Source organism: Yaniella sp., assembly GCF_030453185.1.
Lineage (GTDB): Bacteria > Actinomycetota > Actinomycetes > Actinomycetales > Micrococcaceae > Yaniella.
This window is the reverse complement of record NZ_JAKDKW010000057.1, coordinates 1-15,874: the sequence shown is the minus strand read 5'-3', so window position 1 is coordinate 15,874 and position 15,874 is coordinate 1. Positions and strand designations below refer to the sequence as shown.

Annotated in this window: 18 protein-coding genes; 9 read left to right on the top strand and 9 right to left on the bottom strand. The window is 57.3% G+C overall.

Annotated elements, in window-relative coordinates; genetic code table 11:
* Window positions 1-700 (bottom strand): DUF222 domain-containing protein (locus tag L0H14_RS08875; protein WP_301421686.1); only part of this gene is annotated, 700 nt, incomplete at its 3' end.
* Between the two features lie 247 nt (window positions 701-947).
* On the opposite strand from L0H14_RS08875, the gene L0H14_RS08870 reads away from it, so the two are divergent.
* Both L0H14_RS08870 and L0H14_RS08865 read left to right on the top strand, forming a co-directional pair.
* Window positions 948-1,556 carry a LemA family protein gene (locus L0H14_RS08870; protein ID WP_301419643.1) on the top strand — a complete coding sequence of 203 codons (609 nt, stop codon included), beginning with the start codon at window positions 948-950 and terminating at the stop codon, window positions 1,554-1,556.
* Window positions 1,556-2,767, top strand: coding sequence for a DUF3137 domain-containing protein (locus tag L0H14_RS08865; RefSeq protein WP_301419642.1), 1,212 nt, complete (start codon window positions 1,556-1,558; stop codon window positions 2,765-2,767). The genes L0H14_RS08870 and L0H14_RS08865 overlap by 1 nt, the downstream gene beginning before the upstream one ends.
* Window positions 2,768-2,770: 3 nt before the next feature.
* Here L0H14_RS08865 and L0H14_RS08860 read toward each other — a convergent pair whose 3' ends face one another.
* From L0H14_RS08860 to L0H14_RS08845, 4 genes are all read right to left on the bottom strand, one after another.
* A complete protein-coding gene (locus tag L0H14_RS08860; RefSeq protein WP_301421685.1) occupies window positions 2,771-4,084 on the bottom strand; it encodes an OmpA family protein in 1,314 nt (437 codons plus the stop codon).
* Window positions 4,085-4,118: 34 nt separating this feature from the next.
* Complete coding sequence (locus L0H14_RS08855; protein ID WP_301419638.1) at window positions 4,119-4,295, bottom strand: hypothetical protein; 177 nt, start codon at window positions 4,293-4,295, stop codon at window positions 4,119-4,121.
* A 101-nt stretch (window positions 4,296-4,396) separates the two neighbouring features.
* Window positions 4,397-5,620, bottom strand: coding sequence for a protein kinase (locus L0H14_RS08850; RefSeq protein ID WP_301419637.1), 1,224 nt, complete (start codon window positions 5,618-5,620; stop codon window positions 4,397-4,399).
* Window positions 5,617-6,336, bottom strand: a complete 720-nt coding sequence (locus L0H14_RS08845) for an RNA polymerase sigma factor (RefSeq protein ID WP_301421684.1) — start codon at window positions 6,334-6,336, stop codon at window positions 5,617-5,619. The genes L0H14_RS08850 and L0H14_RS08845 overlap by 4 nt, the downstream gene beginning before the upstream one ends.
* A 34-nt stretch (window positions 6,337-6,370) precedes the next feature.
* On the opposite strand from L0H14_RS08845, the gene L0H14_RS08840 reads away from it, so the two are divergent.
* From L0H14_RS08840 to L0H14_RS08830, 3 genes are all read left to right on the top strand, one after another.
* A complete protein-coding gene (locus L0H14_RS08840) occupies window positions 6,371-7,174 on the top strand; it encodes an aldo/keto reductase (RefSeq protein ID WP_301421683.1) in 804 nt (267 codons plus the stop codon).
* Between the two features lie 372 nt (window positions 7,175-7,546).
* Window positions 7,547-8,476 (top strand): DUF368 domain-containing protein, encoded by a 930-nt coding sequence (locus L0H14_RS08835; protein ID WP_301419343.1) that lies wholly within the window; start codon window positions 7,547-7,549, stop codon window positions 8,474-8,476.
* On the top strand, window positions 8,454-8,876 hold the full coding sequence (locus L0H14_RS08830) for an NUDIX domain-containing protein (RefSeq protein ID WP_301419342.1): 423 nt from the start codon (window positions 8,454-8,456) through the stop codon (window positions 8,874-8,876). The genes L0H14_RS08835 and L0H14_RS08830 overlap by 23 nt, the downstream gene beginning before the upstream one ends.
* A gap of 14 nt (window positions 8,877-8,890) precedes the next feature.
* On the opposite strand, the gene L0H14_RS08825 is transcribed toward L0H14_RS08830, so the two are convergent.
* Window positions 8,891-9,433 carry a VOC family protein gene (locus tag L0H14_RS08825; RefSeq protein WP_301421682.1) on the bottom strand — a complete coding sequence of 181 codons (543 nt, stop codon included), beginning with the start codon at window positions 9,431-9,433 and terminating at the stop codon, window positions 8,891-8,893.
* Between the two features lie 116 nt (window positions 9,434-9,549).
* Between L0H14_RS08825 and L0H14_RS08820 the strand changes: the two genes are divergently transcribed.
* On the top strand, window positions 9,550-11,802 hold the full coding sequence (locus L0H14_RS08820) for a YhgE/Pip domain-containing protein (RefSeq protein WP_301421681.1): 2,253 nt from the start codon (window positions 9,550-9,552) through the stop codon (window positions 11,800-11,802).
* Here L0H14_RS08820 and L0H14_RS08815 read toward each other — a convergent pair.
* On the bottom strand, window positions 11,794-12,132 hold the full coding sequence (locus L0H14_RS08815) for a CHY zinc finger protein (protein WP_301419339.1): 339 nt from the start codon (window positions 12,130-12,132) through the stop codon (window positions 11,794-11,796). The genes L0H14_RS08820 and L0H14_RS08815 overlap by 9 nt on opposite strands.
* A gap of 97 nt (window positions 12,133-12,229) precedes the next feature.
* Between L0H14_RS08815 and L0H14_RS08810 the strand changes: the two genes are divergently transcribed.
* Together L0H14_RS08810 and L0H14_RS08805 are read left to right on the top strand one after the other, a co-directional pair.
* The gene (locus L0H14_RS08810; RefSeq protein ID WP_301419338.1) at window positions 12,230-12,577 is read left to right on the top strand and encodes a metallopeptidase family protein; all 348 of its coding nucleotides are present in this window, start codon (window positions 12,230-12,232) and stop codon (window positions 12,575-12,577) included.
* 64 nt (window positions 12,578-12,641) lie between these two features.
* Window positions 12,642-12,974: a hypothetical protein gene (locus L0H14_RS08805; RefSeq protein ID WP_301419337.1), complete on the top strand. Its 333-nt coding sequence runs from the start codon at window positions 12,642-12,644 to the stop codon at window positions 12,972-12,974.
* Between the two features lie 11 nt (window positions 12,975-12,985).
* On the opposite strand, the gene L0H14_RS08800 is transcribed toward L0H14_RS08805, so the two are convergent.
* Together L0H14_RS08800 and L0H14_RS08795 are read right to left on the bottom strand one after the other, a co-directional pair.
* Window positions 12,986-13,933 carry a universal stress protein gene (locus tag L0H14_RS08800; protein WP_301419336.1) on the bottom strand — a complete coding sequence of 316 codons (948 nt, stop codon included), beginning with the start codon at window positions 13,931-13,933 and terminating at the stop codon, window positions 12,986-12,988.
* Between the two features lie 84 nt (window positions 13,934-14,017).
* Window positions 14,018-15,235: an acyl-CoA dehydrogenase family protein gene (locus tag L0H14_RS08795; protein WP_301419335.1), complete on the bottom strand. Its 1,218-nt coding sequence runs from the start codon at window positions 15,233-15,235 to the stop codon at window positions 14,018-14,020.
* 181 nt (window positions 15,236-15,416) lie between these two features.
* On the opposite strand from L0H14_RS08795, the gene L0H14_RS08790 reads away from it, so the two are divergent.
* Window positions 15,417-15,874: CoA transferase (locus L0H14_RS08790; protein ID WP_301421680.1), on the top strand; the 458-nt coding region annotated here is incomplete at its 3' end.

The window sequence follows — 15,874 nt, the reverse complement described above, 5'->3', positions numbered from 1 at the left end:
GCGCCTGACCGGTGGGAACCGTTGGATCAGCCGTCTCGCCAGAGTTGACCACACTGTTGGCATCCCTGGTCAGAGTCGCCAGAATGCCGACAGCTTGCTGGGTGGAGACTAGCGCTGTTACCCACGCCATCCCATAGGCGGCAGGACGCACCGAAACCCGGCGCTCTGAATACGCGATCTCGTTGCGCTCAAGTGCACCCTGTTGGTCTAACCGTTCAGCATGCGCCCGAACCTTGCCAGCCAGTTTCCGTGGCCCAAGCCCCTCAAACTGACCAGCCATCAACGTATCGACTGTTGTCCGGTGTTCGGGTGTCAGCCAAGAGACTTCCTTGACCACAGCCTGAGCGCGCTCTTCATCAAGCTGACCAAGAGCCAAAGCGTCCAATGTTTTGGGCATGTCCTGCACCAGGGTTCGGGCGACTTGCAGGCACTTACTGCCCCGTGCCGGGGACTGACCACGAGCTAATCCGATCTCCGCGGCGAGCCCGTGACCACGCCGAGACTTAGGGACACCACGAGCAGCTTCTTCTTCGTGACGGTATTGTTCTAAGTCTGCGATTTCCTCAGCCTCTAACGCGGCGATCCGAGCCTTTAGCCGTGCCAACGTTTGGAGCCGATCAATACATTGCGCCGAAGAATCCGACGGATCCAACATGCCCAGCATGGCACGAACCTGCACCATGCTTGCTGCACCTGTCATGGAATCCGTCATACGTTTATTATACCCGTTGAGACACGGAAAGAGAACCCATAATGCCAAGTATTTGCTGATATTTCACACGTTAATACTTGAATATTTGAGTGTATGGCGAGTCAAGATGTCATCGACGGCTTTCGTTAGATTTTTCAGTTGGTTCACCTTGATCCTGATCATGCTGCGAGCGAAAACTGTGGTATTCTATATTGCTTTAGTCACCTACAAGAGTTTTTGTTAGGAATGGTATCCCGTGAACATACCTTGGGTCCCAATTGTCGCTGGCGCAGCCATTGTCATCTTGGTCATTTGGCTCATCAGCACGTACAACCGGTTGGTGAAATCGCGAAATTCCTCGACCGAGGCGGTGCGCGGTATCGATGTGGCTCTGGAAAGCCGTTTCGACCAGATCAAGGCGCAGGCCGACGCCGTCTCCGGCATCGTGAAAAAAGAAGTCGACATGGTACTGGACGCCACTGCCTTGCGTACCGGTCGCACTATTGAACAGTTGACCATGCAGGAAAAGATGCAAGTCAATGCTGCGATGGAAAATGCCGAGCAGACACTCATGAACGCGGCAGCTCAAGCCGGTCCGGGTCGCCTCGCTTCGATCGAGAACTATCCGGAAATGCAGACCCACACCAACGTGGAACTGTTGCAGCGCACAATCAATGAAGCGGAAGAACGCTTACAGGCTGCTCGTCGGGTCTACAACCGTTCGGCAACCGTCTATAACACCCACCGTCAAACGTTTCCTACCGTGCTGATTGCTGCGCCGATGGGATTCAAACACCACGAACTCTTTGAGCTGACCGATCAGCGCAAGAAAATCGGCTATAACCTGGAAGGCTACCTCGACTAATGCACGACCGCATCTCTGCCCCAGACTTCGATACCGTCTGGACGAAAATTGAAAAACAGGCCGGCGAACTCTCCCGCAGCACAGCGTGGATGGGATCCTGGAGCGGCAAAGGCCTCCTCCTTGGACTGCCCGCGGTGCTCGGAGTTGTGCTGATATTCGTTGCCCTGTTGTCGTTCTTCCTTGGCGCACCACTCTTTGGCTTGCTTTGTGTTGTCGTTGGTCTTGCTCTGATGGTCCCCTCCGTCATGGTAGGTCTGCGCCACCATAAAGCAGCATCGGATCAGCACGCTCAAGAAGTGGTCACCCCCATGATTGAGGCATTGGCCGAGAGCATGAGCGCGACGTCGTCCACCGGCCAGGAAGCCAAACTGCAGGCCAGCTTCGACCCCCAGGGCGGCATCCCATTGGGCGTGCTGAGCCGGTCTGGATTCATCCGGGACCCGAAGGCCCGCCAAGAGGACTTCATCAGCGGAACGTTTGGCGACACCCAGTTCATGCTGTCCGATGTGAAATGGCAGAGCTCAGAAGTTGAACTCAGCGACGAATCGAAAGCCCGCCTGGAACGCAAGAAGCAGCGCGAAGAACGCGCCAACAACCGCCGGCTGCGAGAAGAACACGGGCGTCACTGGCGATACTATAAAGACCGTCAGCAGCGTGCTGGCTCACTGTTGGATTTCGTACCGGATTCGGTCAAAAACACGGTGCAAGAAAAATACCGTGAGTTCGAAGCCATGACGGAAGAGGCCGGACCATCCATGGTGATGTTCGCCGCCGATTTCCATAAGGATTTCTCATCGACAACGTACCTGCTGCCCCGCAAGACGGAACCCCAGGCGATCCGCAACTTCACCGAGGATAGCGCGGCCGGCGATGGCCTGGAACCCATGGAACTGGAAGATCCAGGCATCACCAAACGCTTCACCGGTTGGACCAGCGATCAGGTTGAAGCCCGCTACCTGTTGTCCCCCGAATTGATGCTGGCCATCAGCGACGTCGCCGACCGGATGGGTTCGGAACGTATCGCCGTGTCCTTCCGCGGGTCGTGGATGTACTTTGCGGTGGTCCTGGATGAAGACCGTTTCAGTTTCAAACTGGATACTGACGACGACGGTGGTTTCACCGTGGCCAAGGCCATCTACGAGGACCTGGTGACCTTCTTATCGCTGGTCGAACACTTCAACCTCAACACCAGGATTTGGTCCAAGGCCTAAACGTTATTGGCTCTCGGCGCCGCCACCTTCGACTTTGTAGTCGATTTCAGGTTTGTGGTCCACCGGCTTGACGGTAATGACCACGCGACGGTTTTCCTGGCGCCCTTCCTCGGAGTCGTTACTGGACCGCGGGCTTTCATCGCCCAGACCCTTGGCTAAGGTATCGTTCGCCGAGATGCCGGCGTTGTCATGCAACCAGGACACCACCGATTCGGCGCGTTTCTCGGAGAGCTCGGTGTTATCGGCGTACTCCTGGGTCGGCAGGTCGTCTGTGTGGCCTTCCACGGTGACGGTGTACTCGTCGTCGCGCAGGGCAATGTCATCGGCGATCGCCTTGAGCTCTTCTTCGGCTTCGGAGCGCAGCGTGTGGTCATCGCTGTCGAAGAGCACATCGCCCTCGGTGGTGTAGGAAATGACCTGGTCGTCTTCGGCGTAGTCGGTGTGGTCCGCGCCGTCAACCTTGTAGGTCTCCAGGTAGTCGGCTTCTACGTGTGCGGAATCAACTGTGATGGTCGGTACCTGGTAGGTCTGTACCACTTCGCCCGGCACCGAAGCGCCACTTTCGGTGATCTCTGAGGAGCGGTTAATGCTTGATGACATCGAGTACGAGGCCATGATGTGTGGACGCGAAATATGCGGGCGAATCACCTGGGCCACGTAGTCACTTTCGCCTGCTTCGGGTTCGGTCTGGCACACCTGTTCTTGGAATTGTCCTTCTTTCTTGATGGGTTCGGACTCCATGGCCGGTTGGATTTCTTCCTCGATCACCGTGCCGTCTGGCAGTTCAACCGCTGGCAGCTTGCGCTCGGGGACGCGATATCCCGGAACGTAGGAGCCGGAGACTTCTACGGCCGGTAGACAGCCACCCGGTGCCGCGTATTCGATCACACAACCGGATTGGCCCACGATTTCGGGGATCACGAGTTCGGGCATACCCGGAATGGTCACCTGTTCGCCGTCAACCTCCACGGTCTGATCGGCGACGGCCTCAATGCGCTGTTCTTCTACGACGACGTCGTCGAGCCACTCAACGGTCGCGTCGTGCATTTCTTCGGCCTCTTCACACTTGGCAAATTCCACCGGGTCATCGACCTCGGCAACCAGCGCATCGCCGTAGTCGCCGTCGGTGGTGTCCGACCGGTCATTTTTGGAGCCATCAGTCTGTTTTGCGGGGGTGGTCTTTCCCCCGTCTGTCTTCGTAGTGTCGTCGTCGGTAAAACCGGCCTGCTCGTCAGTGGCGCACGACGTCAACGCGAACGCGCCCACAAGTGCAAGGCCCAAGGTGCTGCGAAGGATTGCGGTCTTTCGGGTGGTCATGGTGTCTCCCAAGGTAGTGGTGATGCTACGTTCGTTATTCGGTCAATTGCTCAAACGCCTCGTCAACTTCCGCCGGGTCCGTGGGGGCGAGGGTGTGGACGCCGTCGTCCACAATCCCGGCCGGAAGATCGGTGCCGCACCCCGTTAAGGTCAGCATGCCAAGCAGTGCGAGTCCTACAGCCGTGCGTTTCAAGGTGGAGTGGGTGGTCATGAGTTTCCCCTTACCGATTACGTGCAGAAGTGATGTTCTATCCGTAAGTCGGTGGGGAGGTTTGAAAAGTTGCGCACATTTTCAAAAAGGTTTTTTCTAGCTTACTCCGTGACGGTTATGCGGTGCCGAGTCTCGAGTTCATTGCCGTCTGGATCGCGAGCGCGCAGGATGACTTCCGTGGTGCCCGGCTCGGTGGCGGTCATGGTGGCCTCGTCATCATCGACCACGCTGGTACCGGTGGGCAGTGACCATATCCAACTGTGCACCCCTTCGGTTTCGGCCTGAAATGTTGCGGCCTCACCGACCCCAATTTCTTCTGGCCCCCCGATGGCAATTGACGCGCCATCGTTTTCGGCGGGGTAGTGGTCGCCACCGAAGAACATGCCGGCCACCAGTCCGATGATGCCCGTGACCACCGCTAACCCGATCAGCAGCAGTGTGGTGGTGCGCAGCGGTTCGCCGCTGGTGGGTGTGGGAATGAAATCTGGAAGGTCGTCCCCTTGGTGTTGCAGCTGCGGCGGGGGAGGAGCCTGGATCTGAGGTGGCGGCGGGGCCAGCGCGGCTTCGATCTCAGCCAACCATTCGACAATGGTTTGGTGACGACGGTCCGGGTCAGTTTCCATACCGCGTTGCAGCACATGGTGGAAGTCGTTGGGCAGATTCGTCCCCTCAGCGATCCAGGACACCAGGGCGGATGCCGCCCAAATATCTGCGCGGGTATCCACCATACCGGGTTGGGATTGCTCTGGAGGGCGGAAGCCGGCGGTCCCACCGGAAACCGTCAGCCCGGAGTTGATGGCCAGGTCCTTGCACATGCCCAAATCCGACAGCAAGAGCCGTTCATCTGCGGCCACCAGTTGTGCGCCGGGCCCATCGCCGTCGGCCGCCGATTCGGTAGCGAGCAACAGGTTGCCGGGACTCAGATCGCGGTGCACCAGTTGGGCTGCGTGAATCGCTTCCAACGCCTGAGCTAGCGGACGGGCCATGCTCAGCATGTCTATGGCACTGGGACGCCACCCTTGCGCTCGCAAGGTTCGCACCCGACCGGCCAGCGTACCGCGATCAGCGAGTTCCAACACTAAGAAGGGTTGTTGGCGTTCGGCCTCACCGATGTCGTGCACGGTAACCACGTGCTCAGAGGCCACCCGACGCAGGCTGCGGCCCTCGGCGATGAAGCGTTCCCGGATCTCGGGGTTCAGGCTGTGATTTTCGGCCAACATTTTGACCACCACGGTATCTTCCAACAGATCATCGGTGGCACGATAGACGGTGGCAAATGAGCCCACGCCAAGTACTTCACCCAGTTGGTAGCGCCCGGCGATCATTCGGCAACTCCAGTATCCCGCAGGTGCGCAGCAACCATGGCTCGACCCCGGGCGATCTGGGCTTTAATCGTGCCTTCGGGACGGTCTAACCGTTCAGCAATATTGGCGTAGGCGTGGCCTTCAATATCGCGCAGTACCACCGGAACCTTATAAAGGTCGGGGAGGGCTTCCAGCGCCTCATGCACGGTGGCACGCGTGGCAATAATCGAACTCATACGCGCTGCGGGAGACATATCGTGATCCTCCAGCGGCACCGTGGAACGTTGTCGGCGCAGATGATCTACCACTCGACGGCGCACAATAGTGTGCACCCACGTGGTGACCTTACTGCGGCCGTCATATGAGTCGACCGAATCGGCAATCGAAATGAGCGCATCCTGGCTGACATCATCGACGGCGGTTTGATCCAGCAGCGCGCCCGCAGCGAAACGGCGGACCGTACCGGTAGCGTCGAGTACTTCAACCAGCAATTCCGTAGCTTGAGGCTGCGACTTGGCGTAACGCGCTAACAGCTCCAGCACGGTATCCAGCTCGGACGACGTCGTCAGCTCTGTGGTCAGCTTGCGAGCGGTTATATAGTTGGCACCTTTCAGTGCCTGATCTAGTGTCTCGACCGACTCAGAGACATCCTGAGGAAGATCATCCTTGGCTCGCATCATGGAGCAAAGTCTATTGGCACGGGGGTTGTATTTATAGTCTTTTACTATCGTGTCCATGCTCAACGGTGGTTCGTATGTTTAGACTGGGCCTATGCGCTCAGATCTCATTGGATTCGGAACCCTCGTACAAGCCGGTAAAGACGACCCAGAGGTGTATCGTACGGCAGCACTGTCTGCCCTCGATATTGGGTATCGAACGCTGGACACTGCGTTGCGGTACGAAAACGAAGTACAAGTTGGCCAAGCCATCGCCCAAACCGACGTGGCTCGTGAAGACATCACCGTCACTACCAAAATCCCGGGACGTTTTCAGGGCTACCACGAGGCGAAAACCTCGATCATCCGCTCCCTAAATGATCTGAAGCTGCCGTTCGTTGACGCGGCGCTGATTCACTGGCCCCTACCGGACCAACACAAATACGTGGATACCTGGCGGGCGATGATTGAAATGCGTGACGCCGGTCTGATCCGGACCATCGGTGTTTCAAACTTCCTGCCCGAACACCTGCAGCGGCTGGCTGATGAAACCGGCGAGATGCCGGCGATCAACCAGGTAGAAATGCACCCGTACTTCGGGCAAGCCGAATTGCGCGCCTTCCATGACAAACACGATATTGCGACTCAGGCGTGGTCCCCGTTGGGCCGCACCGCCGACATGATCGATAATCCGGTGCTGACCAAGATCGGAGAGAAACATGCGACCACACCGGTGGCTGTGGTTTTGGCCTGGCATGTGCACCATGGTTCGATGCCCCTGCCGGCTTCATCACACCCGGAACGTCAACGAGCCAACCTCTTCTTCGACGTCGAACTCGACACTGAGGACCTCACAGCCATTGATGGTCTGGAACGCGGCCGGATCTACCAGGACCCTGCCGAGCACGAAGAGTTCTAGCTCACGAGCTCACCGGTCTCGAGTTTCGCAACCACACCGGGGCCATCGTCACACGTGGTGACGGCCCCATCGTCAAATTTTGCAGATACTCTATTGTGCACTTTGCAGGGGTTCTATTTTACAAATTGCAGGGATCCTATTGTGCATTCTGCAGTATTCAGAGATCACACCCGGCTCCCACAATGATGAGCGGCACTGGATCTCACCGAAGCAAAATAACCACTGATCAACAGTTGGAGCCAGGGTAGCCTGAACTCCCCGGGCTCCAACTGTGCTCATAAACACGCTCGCAGTCGCGGGTAACCTGCCTAAAATTGAGCCGGCATCCAGGCAGCTAAAGTAATCTATGTCCGATCAAAGGATTGTGAGTAGATGAGCCAAACACCCCAACGCCAAACCTCGCTGATAGGTAACTTCATTCGAGGCGCCCTGATCGGCGTTGTCGAAACCATCCCCGGCATCTCCGGGGGCACCGTAGCTCTGGTCGTCGGTATCTACCACGAGCTCATCGAATCTGCCTCCGCGCTCATCCGCTGGGCACTGTCCCTGGTGCGTGGCCGTCGTGCAGAAGCCCGCGAATACTGGGGCAACATCTCCTGGCGCCTGTTAATCCCCCTGGGCATCGGTATGGTCGTGGCGGTCTTCACTGTCGCCGGCCCTGTGGTCAACCTGGTGGAAACCTATCCGGCACAAATGCGCTCGATCTTCTTCGGCATGGTCGCAGCCTCGGTACTGGTGCCACTGCTCATGGTTCGCGACGACGTGAGTTATCGCCGCAAACAACTCGGCATCAAACACCTGATATTTTTCATCGTTGCCGCGATCGTTTCGTTCATCGTGCTGTCGCTGCCCGCAACGCTGTCACTAGAGCCGCACTGGTACATCATCATGCCCGCGGCGGCCATTGCGGTCTCTGCACTCGTCCTCCCGGGGCTGTCCGGCTCACTGGTGCTGCTCACTGTCGGACTCTATGAACCCACTCTGCGCGCAGTTGAAGCACTCGACCTTGGCTACATTGCGGTGTTCGGCGCAGGCCTTGTGCTCGGCGCCGTCGTGATCGTGCAGCTGCTGAAATGGTTGTTGGATCACCACCACTCAACCACCTTGCTCGTCCTCTCCGGTGTGATGCTCGGAGCGTTGCGGGCCCTCTGGCCCTACCAAACCGAAGACGGCGCGCTGCAGCCCATCGGCGATACACTCGGCCTCGATGTCCTGCTGGCCATTATCGGTGCCGTCGTCGTTCTCATCCTGATCTGGGCCGACCGAAAGATGAGCCGACATGCACCCCAACCCGCCTATTAGCGTCTCGGCCGTTGTGCTCGTCGACGGCGATGGACGTATTGCCCTAGTGCGTAAGCACCACACCCGGTTCTTCATTTTTCCAGGCGGGAAACCGGAACGCGGGGAAGACGGCGTCACCACTGCGGTTCGTGAGGTGCACGAAGAACTCGGGGTTTTACTGGATGCAGATACACTGCATCATCTGGGCGACTACAGCACACCCGCCGCCAATGAGGCCGGTGCCGAGCTGTTCTCACAGGTCTATCAAGCACGCCTGCCCGCCGGTGCATCGGTGACCGCTCAAGCTGAAATTGCCGAACTGATCTGGGTTGAACTCAACGACGTCGAACTTCCGACCGGCGCTGAGCTGGCCCCGTTGAGCGGGATGATTCTCGAAGAAATGGCCCGTCTGTCTTCTTGAATCGGGTTAGCAGATCATGCTTCGCAAGAGAATGCCCACATCACGCCGAAGCGGTCGAAGACTTGGCCGTACCAATCTCCCCACGGCGCCTTCTGAAACGGCATGCCGATGCTCCCGCCAGAACGTAGTTTTTCAATAAACTGCTCCGCTTCTTCGGGAGTTTCGGTGGTGTACAGCAGTGAGTAGGCGGTGCCTCGGATAGGGTAGTCGTTTTCCGAATCCATGGAGTCCCCACCGGCGATCACACCCTGGGGAAGCGTCAACGTCGCATGCGCCACGGCGTCAGGGTCTGGTTCGAAGCCTATGTCCTCTAGCGGTGTATCTCGGTAGTTCAGGATTTCGAGCTTTCCGCCGAATACTTCGTGCCAGTGGGTCATTGCTTCGGCTGTTGTGCCGGAAGCGCAATGTACGTTGCTAATGAGGTAGTCATCGGTGATCCCTTCCGATATGCGATAGCCAGAGTATAGAATCAGTCTGCATACGGTGACAAGAGCATATCGTGCAGTGGACGGTCGCGTCAGGCCGACAGCGATCTCGGGGCCAGTTAATATGCCCATTTTCCCGCAGGTTGTATTACCCAATTGACATGCACCACCGCAGTCAGATATTTTGGCACGAGTAAGTTTTACACATGTAAAAGTATCCTGTCGGAGACTCCGGCCAGGGGGTTTGAATGTCTCGTCTTAGTTCCAAAACGCAGTTGGTGATCATTTTGATAGCACTAGCTACGATTCCACTGCTGTACGCCAGCCTGTTGGTTTGGTCTGTGAAAGACCCCACGGGGTCTTTGGACACGATGTCGGCGGCAATCGTGAATGAGGATAAGCCTGCGACCACCGAAGATGGTGATGAGCTCAACCTGGGGGAAGATCTAACCGAGGAGCTCCTAGACTCTGACGATAGTTTTGCGTGGGAAACCATGTCGTCGGAGGCAGCACACACTGCCTTGGAAGACGGGGACATACGCGCAATTCTTGAAGTTCCAGAAGATTTTTCTGCCGCAGCCGCCTCATTGGGCGAGGACGATCCAATGGAAGCTGCTAAATCGCAGTTATCGATCATCACCGATGATGCTTCGAACATCATTGCCGGGAACATCGCCGCAACAGTGGGCGAAGCAGTTCGCTCAACCATCTCACAACAAGTCAGCGAAACGTTTCTTGCCCAGGTCACCGTAGGTTTCAACGACATCTCTGCATCTCTAAACGAAGCGACAGATGGCGCCGAGGAGCTTTCAAGCGGCACGGCCAGCGCCCACTCCGGTGCCGGCGAGCTGGTCTTTGGCCTGGATACACTCACCGACGGGGCATACGATCTTTCCGACGGCGCCTCACAACTGGCAGCCGGGCTCTCAGAAGCTTCAGACGGGGCGAGTCAACTGTCAGATGGACTTGGCACGCTGGATGACCAAACCGCCGACCTCCCGGAGACCGCACGCGCTATCGACAGCGAAGCTCATAAGGTAGCCGGAGACATCCGAGATATTGCGGATACGGTGGACAATGCCGCAACCGGCGTCGACAATTTAGCCACTGATGTTTCTGAAACGCTTGACGACGTTACCCAACTTGAGGGTTCAGCTCAGCAGCTTGGGGACTACACCGATGCGGCATTAGACGATACGGGTTCGGTATCTACCAGAAGCCAAGATTTACTTGATCAGTGGGATGAACTTTCCGAAGACCAGCGAAAGGCCGCCCTGGAAGAAATTGCAGGAGAGGCGACAACTGCACACGATGCCCTCGGTGATATTGATCAACGATCGGACGCTATCGCGGATAAAGTTTCGGAATTGCGCGGACAATCATCTGAGGGAGGCTCCGGGCTAAGTGCAATAGAGGCCAGTGCGAATAATGCACAAGAACTCCTGAATGACGTTCATGAAGGCGCCGAACGTGCAGGAGAAGGTAGCTTGCGCATGTATGAGGGTGCCGACCAACTCACCTCGGCTTCATCTACCCTGGTGGATAGCGCAGATGAGCTTTCCGGGGCCATTGAGACTGCTGCCTCAGCATCTAGTGAACTCAGTACAGGTCTTGTGACACTGTCAGCCGGAGCCGATGACCTCAACGATGGCACCAATCAATTAACATCCGGTGCCGAAGACGCACAGGCCGGTGCTGGTGACTTACAGAATGGTATAGGGGAACTCGACGAAGGATCTTCAGAGCTGGCCACTGGCCTTGCAGATGGGCGAGACGAAGTACCAACCTACACGGCGGACGAGAGCGACCACTTGGCGGGTACGGCCTCAAACCCGGTGGAGCTTGATGAACAACGTGCACACGAAGTTGCCGGCTATGGTTGGGGCCTTGCCCCCTACTTCATGAGTCTTGCCCTGTGGGTTGGAGCAATGGGATACTTCCTGATGCGCCCCGCGGTTAACATGCGCAAGATCATGAGCTCGGGGTCTGTTTTCCGAGCCGTTGTGGCGAGTATTGCTCCGTCATTCCTTATGGCCATCGTGCAGAGCGCGCTGATGGTTACTTTCGTACGCTTTGTCGTGGAAATAGACATGGTATACACCGCAGGTGTATATGCGCTGAGTTTCTTTGTTAGCTTGACGTTCTTTTGGCTCAACCAGTTACTGATCGCAGCCCTTGGACCCCCGGGGCGTTTCTTTGCGCTAGTGCTCGTTGTCTTGCAGCTTTCTGCTGCCGGAGGTACCTATCCCATCGAGACGGCACCCGAGTTCCTTCAGCGTGTGCATTCCTGGCTGCCACTTACCCACTCTGTCGACGGGCTGCGGTCACTGATAGCCGGTGGAGCATTCGATACGCTCGGTGTGGTGATGCCACTGGTCGCTTGGCTTCTCGTGTCGTTGCTCGGTCTCGTCATAGTCGTCGTGGTCATCGCTCGAAAAGTTCAAGACACAGAGCACAGCACTCACCGTGACGCCGTCAAGCAAGTTCAGAGTTCATCGTAGGTCGTAATGAGTAGCGAAGTAGTTTTCCCGGTGGAGTTTGCAACCGGGATTAAATTCGGCCCGACAACCAGGACACGTATTGGTGGCCAGATAGTCGGTGATCGTGAGCTCCAGTTCGCAGACTCCGCACAGCACCGCTGATTCGTGGAAGCGTTCGATCGGCCAGACCTCCGCGGGGTGATCGGCGAGAACCTCATGGCAGAGGTGACACGGGTAGTAACGCTTGCAGCAGACATGTTTAATGGCGATGACATCGAAGGACTGGTGGTAGTGGGCGCAGCGGGTCTGTTCATCCACCTCAACCCCAAATACGTAGTGTTGTGCAACCATGGTTCTCCAATCTTCCGTGCCGTGAACCGATCCGTTAAAACGTAGAAAACACGGAGTGTGTACTACTATTGCATGGCCAGGATAGGAGGGACGACACATGGACATGACACTCGATGAGTTTGAAGCCGAGGTTTCGCAGCAGTTCGACCAGCTCCCAGAAGAAGTTGTGGGTGGCTTGGAGAACGTAGTCTTCGTCGTCGAAGATCGTCCCGGTGACGGTGCCATGGATTTGCTGGGCACCTATGAAGGACATGACCGTTTTGGTCGTGCGGAATATGGTTACGGGCAACTACCTGACGTCGTTGTGATCTTCCGTGACCCTATACTGGCTATTTGTGATGACGTAGAACAATTGCGCCATCAAATCCATGTAACGCTTGTTCATGAGATCGGGCATTACTACGGACTGAGTGACGCTCAGCTCCATGACCTTGGGTGGGCATAATCCTCACACCGGAGCGGCCCCAATCCCATATCCCCACATCGGTACGACACACAGGAGAGCAATCATGAGCCAGTACCCGCAGTATCAACAACAGCAACTGCCCCCTAGCAACCTGCCATATGCGGCGCCACCGCAACACACTGAGGGGCTTGGCAGCTGGGTGCTTGCCATCTTCTTGACGATGATTCCGCTGGTCAACATCATCTACCTGCTGGTATTGGCTTTCGGTGGGAGCGTCTCTGTCGCAAAGAAGAATTTTGCTCGTGCGACGCTCATCTGGACTGCCGTTGGAATCGTGTTTTCGATTGTCGTGGCCATCCTCTTTGCGAGTTTCGGAGTATCCATCTTGAACGAACTGTCGGAGACCTATTCGACGAACTACGAGTACAACTACTGAGTTTCGGTTCGTTAGTCCTCCACCATAGGAACCACCATGACGGTTCCGCGCGCATGCGCCAATGTGGTGCGTGAGACTGACCCAAGCAGCAGACTGGTGAAACCACCTCGACCGCGGGTGCCAAGTACCGTCAACTGCGACCGTTCGGAGCTCTCAATCATGGCTTCGGCCGGAGCGCCGCGCATGACGGTCGGTTTCATCTCAACCCCTGGGACCTGTTCCTTTAAGAACTCGACCTCTGCGGTGAGGAATTCCTGCGTGTTCTGCGTTGTGTGCTGCTCGAGATCCTCATGGTGTTGCAGGTACCAGACATTCGAGGTGCCGATAAATGGTGGTTGTGCGTGCACAACCTCCAGACCAACCCCGAGCCGTTTGGCTTCATGAGCCGCGGTGACGGCGGCATGACGCGCATGGGCGGAGCTGTCCACACCAACGCAGATATCACGTGTATCTCGAGCTGAATCCGGCGTTTCGGTAACATCGCCGGCCTTGCGCTCCACATCTTCGGGCGAATGTACCACCACCGTTGGGCAGTGTGCGTAGGCGGGCAGGGCAGCGGCAACCGAGCCGAGGAGTCGCCCCCAAAACCGCCCGAGTCCGCGTCGTCCTACGACCAGCAGCTCAGCATCTAACGAGACGCTGACGAGCCCGGCAGTGGCATCGCCAATGATGGCAAGGTAATCCACTTCGCCTTGGTGACCGTCGTCCTCCAGCAGTTGTCGGGCTTCTGCCAACATGCCGTCGGCTATGCGGCGGGATACGTCGTCATCTGGGCCCGGCGCGACACTATGCAGGTAGTCGCTGTATGGAAAGAGATAGGCCGATGCGACGGTCAGGGGTGTGTTGCGCCGAGTAGCTGCGCGCGCAGCCCAACGTAGTGCGTATTGTGAGTGCGGTGAGCCATCGAAACCAACGACCACACCGAGGTTGAGCGTCTCACCAGTTGAAGAAGTAGCCATGACCCTTGCGCCTCCAGGTCCGATGGATTGAGTGTTCTTCAATACTAAGTCAGGATGATGTAATGCGCATCACGCACTTCAGGGTTAGCTAAAAGCGGCTTCGCCGGTGAGTTTCTGACCAACGATTAGGGTGTGGACCTCATCGGTGCCTTCGTACGTGCGGACAGATTCCAGGTTGTTGGCGTGGCGTAGCGGTGAATAGTCGCCGGTAATGCCATTGCCGCCCAGGATGGTGCGGCACTCCCTGGCGATTTCAATAGAGACGCGTACGTTGTCGAGTTTGGCCATCGAAATCTGGTGGAGATCCATGGTGCCGGCGTCATTGGCACGGCCCAACTGTAATGCCATGAGCTGGCCCTTATTTAGGGCAATGGTCATGTCAGCCAGTTTCTTTTGGGTCAGCTGGTACGCGGTCAGTGGTTTGCCGAACTGCATGCGCGTCGAAGCGTAGTCCAGGGCGGACTCAATGGAATCGCGGGCCGCACCCAGTGCGCCCCAGGCGATGCCGTATCGGGCCTCATTCAAGCATGAGAAGGGTCCGCGAAGGCCGGGGTTGTGCGGCAGGATCGCATCGACCGGCAGTTTCACGTCCTCCAGCCAAATATCGCACTGCAGCGAGGCGCGCATCGACATTTTCTGCTCGATGGCCTCGGCATGGTAGCCCAGGGTATCTGTCGGGACAATGAACCCGCGCACCACCTGAGCATCGTCGGGCTTGGTGTCGTTTTCCGGGTGCACGCCGGCGGCCTTGGCATCGGCGACCGAAACTTTGCCCCAAATGATGGTGATGTTGGCGATCGTGGCCAGCCCAATCCAGCGCTTGGCACCGTTGAGCACCCATTCGCCATCCACGAGCTTGGCATTGGTGGTCATCGACGATGGGTCCGATCCTGCGGTCGGCTCGGTTAGACCAAAGGCCCCGATAACTTCGCCCTTGGCCATCTTGGGCAGCCAGGTCTGCTTCTGTTCTTCGGAGCCGTTCTTGGCAATCGCCGTCATAGCTAGCGAGCCCTGTACGGAAATCACGGTGCGCAGACCGGAGTCGCCGGCTTCCATCTCGTGCATCGCGATGCCGTACTCCACCGCGGAGCGACCGCCACAGCCGTAGCCGTCAATGTGCATGCCGAATAAACCCAACTCCGCCATCTCCGGGATAAGCTCCGTAGGCAGGTACGCGTCATCGAACCATGTGGCAATGTTCGGGCGTACGCGACGGTTTACGAAATCCGCGACGGTATCGCGAACTTCCAGCTCCTGCTCGCTGAGCATCGAGGCGATATTGAAGAGGTCTGTTTTCGACATGAGTGCTCCAATGGTGTGACCGCGGAACGGCCGGGTGGAATATGTGTGATCACCTTCACGGTAGCTAACGCGGTACTGCCGGGCAACAATCGTGGCGCATCGTTGCAAAGAACGTTGAGCATCAATGCTGTTGAGGCATCGATCTTGCGAACGTGGTGCCGAACACATGACTATGGAGAGCATGACCAATCATGCGCAGACTGAATCATCCGGTGTTCTCGACGGCATCGTCGTCGCCGATTTCTCCCGAGTGCTCGCCGGGCCCTACGCCACCATGATGTTGGCTGATATGGGTGCGACGGTGATCAAGGTTGAGTCACCCGGTGGTGACGACACCCGGGCGTGGCAGCCACCTGTGCGTGATGATCAGTCGACATATTTCCTGTCGGTCAACCGCAATAAGCAGGCCATTGCCCTGGATCTCAAAGCCGACGACGATTTGGCAACCGCCCATAAGCTGCTGGCCAAGGCCGATGTGTTCATTGAGAATTTCAAACCCGGTGGGCTCACTAAATTCAACATGGATCCGAACACGGTGGCTCAGCGCTACCCGCATCTGGTGCACGCCTCGATCACCGGATTTGGTACCACCGGCGGCGCACACCTGCCCGGCTACGACCTACTGGCCCAAGCCGCCTC

Excerpts from the sequence above, each read along its gene's own strand:
- L0H14_RS08835 (WP_301419343.1), top strand. The coding sequence starts at position 7,547 with ATGAGCCAAACACCCCAACGCCAAACCTCGCTGATAGGTAACTTCATT.
- L0H14_RS08805 (WP_301419337.1), top strand. The coding sequence starts at position 12,642 with ATGAGCCAGTACCCGCAGTATCAACAACAGCAACTGCCCCCTAGCAAC.
- L0H14_RS08810 (WP_301419338.1), top strand. The coding sequence starts at position 12,230 with ATGGACATGACACTCGATGAGTTTGAAGCCGAGGTTTCGCAGCAGTTC.
- L0H14_RS08795 (WP_301419335.1), bottom strand. The coding sequence starts at position 15,235 with ATGTCGAAAACAGACCTCTTCAATATCGCCTCGATGCTCAGCGAGCAG.
- L0H14_RS08865 (WP_301419642.1), top strand. The coding sequence starts at position 1,556 with ATGCACGACCGCATCTCTGCCCCAGACTTCGATACCGTCTGGACGAAA.
- L0H14_RS08850 (WP_301419637.1), bottom strand. The coding sequence starts at position 5,620 with ATGATCGCCGGGCGCTACCAACTGGGTGAAGTACTTGGCGTGGGCTCA.
- L0H14_RS08820 (WP_301421681.1), top strand. The coding sequence starts at position 9,550 with ATGTCTCGTCTTAGTTCCAAAACGCAGTTGGTGATCATTTTGATAGCA.
- L0H14_RS08855 (WP_301419638.1), bottom strand. The coding sequence starts at position 4,295 with ATGACCACCCACTCCACCTTGAAACGCACGGCTGTAGGACTCGCACTG.
- L0H14_RS08830 (WP_301419342.1), top strand. The coding sequence starts at position 8,454 with ATGCACCCCAACCCGCCTATTAGCGTCTCGGCCGTTGTGCTCGTCGAC.
- L0H14_RS08800 (WP_301419336.1), bottom strand. The coding sequence starts at position 13,933 with ATGGCTACTTCTTCAACTGGTGAGACGCTCAACCTCGGTGTGGTCGTT.
- L0H14_RS08815 (WP_301419339.1), bottom strand. The coding sequence starts at position 12,132 with ATGGTTGCACAACACTACGTATTTGGGGTTGAGGTGGATGAACAGACC.
- L0H14_RS08840 (WP_301421683.1), top strand. The coding sequence starts at position 6,371 with ATGCGCTCAGATCTCATTGGATTCGGAACCCTCGTACAAGCCGGTAAA.
- L0H14_RS08860 (WP_301421685.1), bottom strand. The coding sequence starts at position 4,084 with ATGACCACCCGAAAGACCGCAATCCTTCGCAGCACCTTGGGCCTTGCA.
- L0H14_RS08845 (WP_301421684.1), bottom strand. The coding sequence starts at position 6,336 with ATGGACACGATAGTAAAAGACTATAAATACAACCCCCGTGCCAATAGA.
- L0H14_RS08825 (WP_301421682.1), bottom strand. The coding sequence starts at position 9,433 with ATGGGCATATTAACTGGCCCCGAGATCGCTGTCGGCCTGACGCGACCG.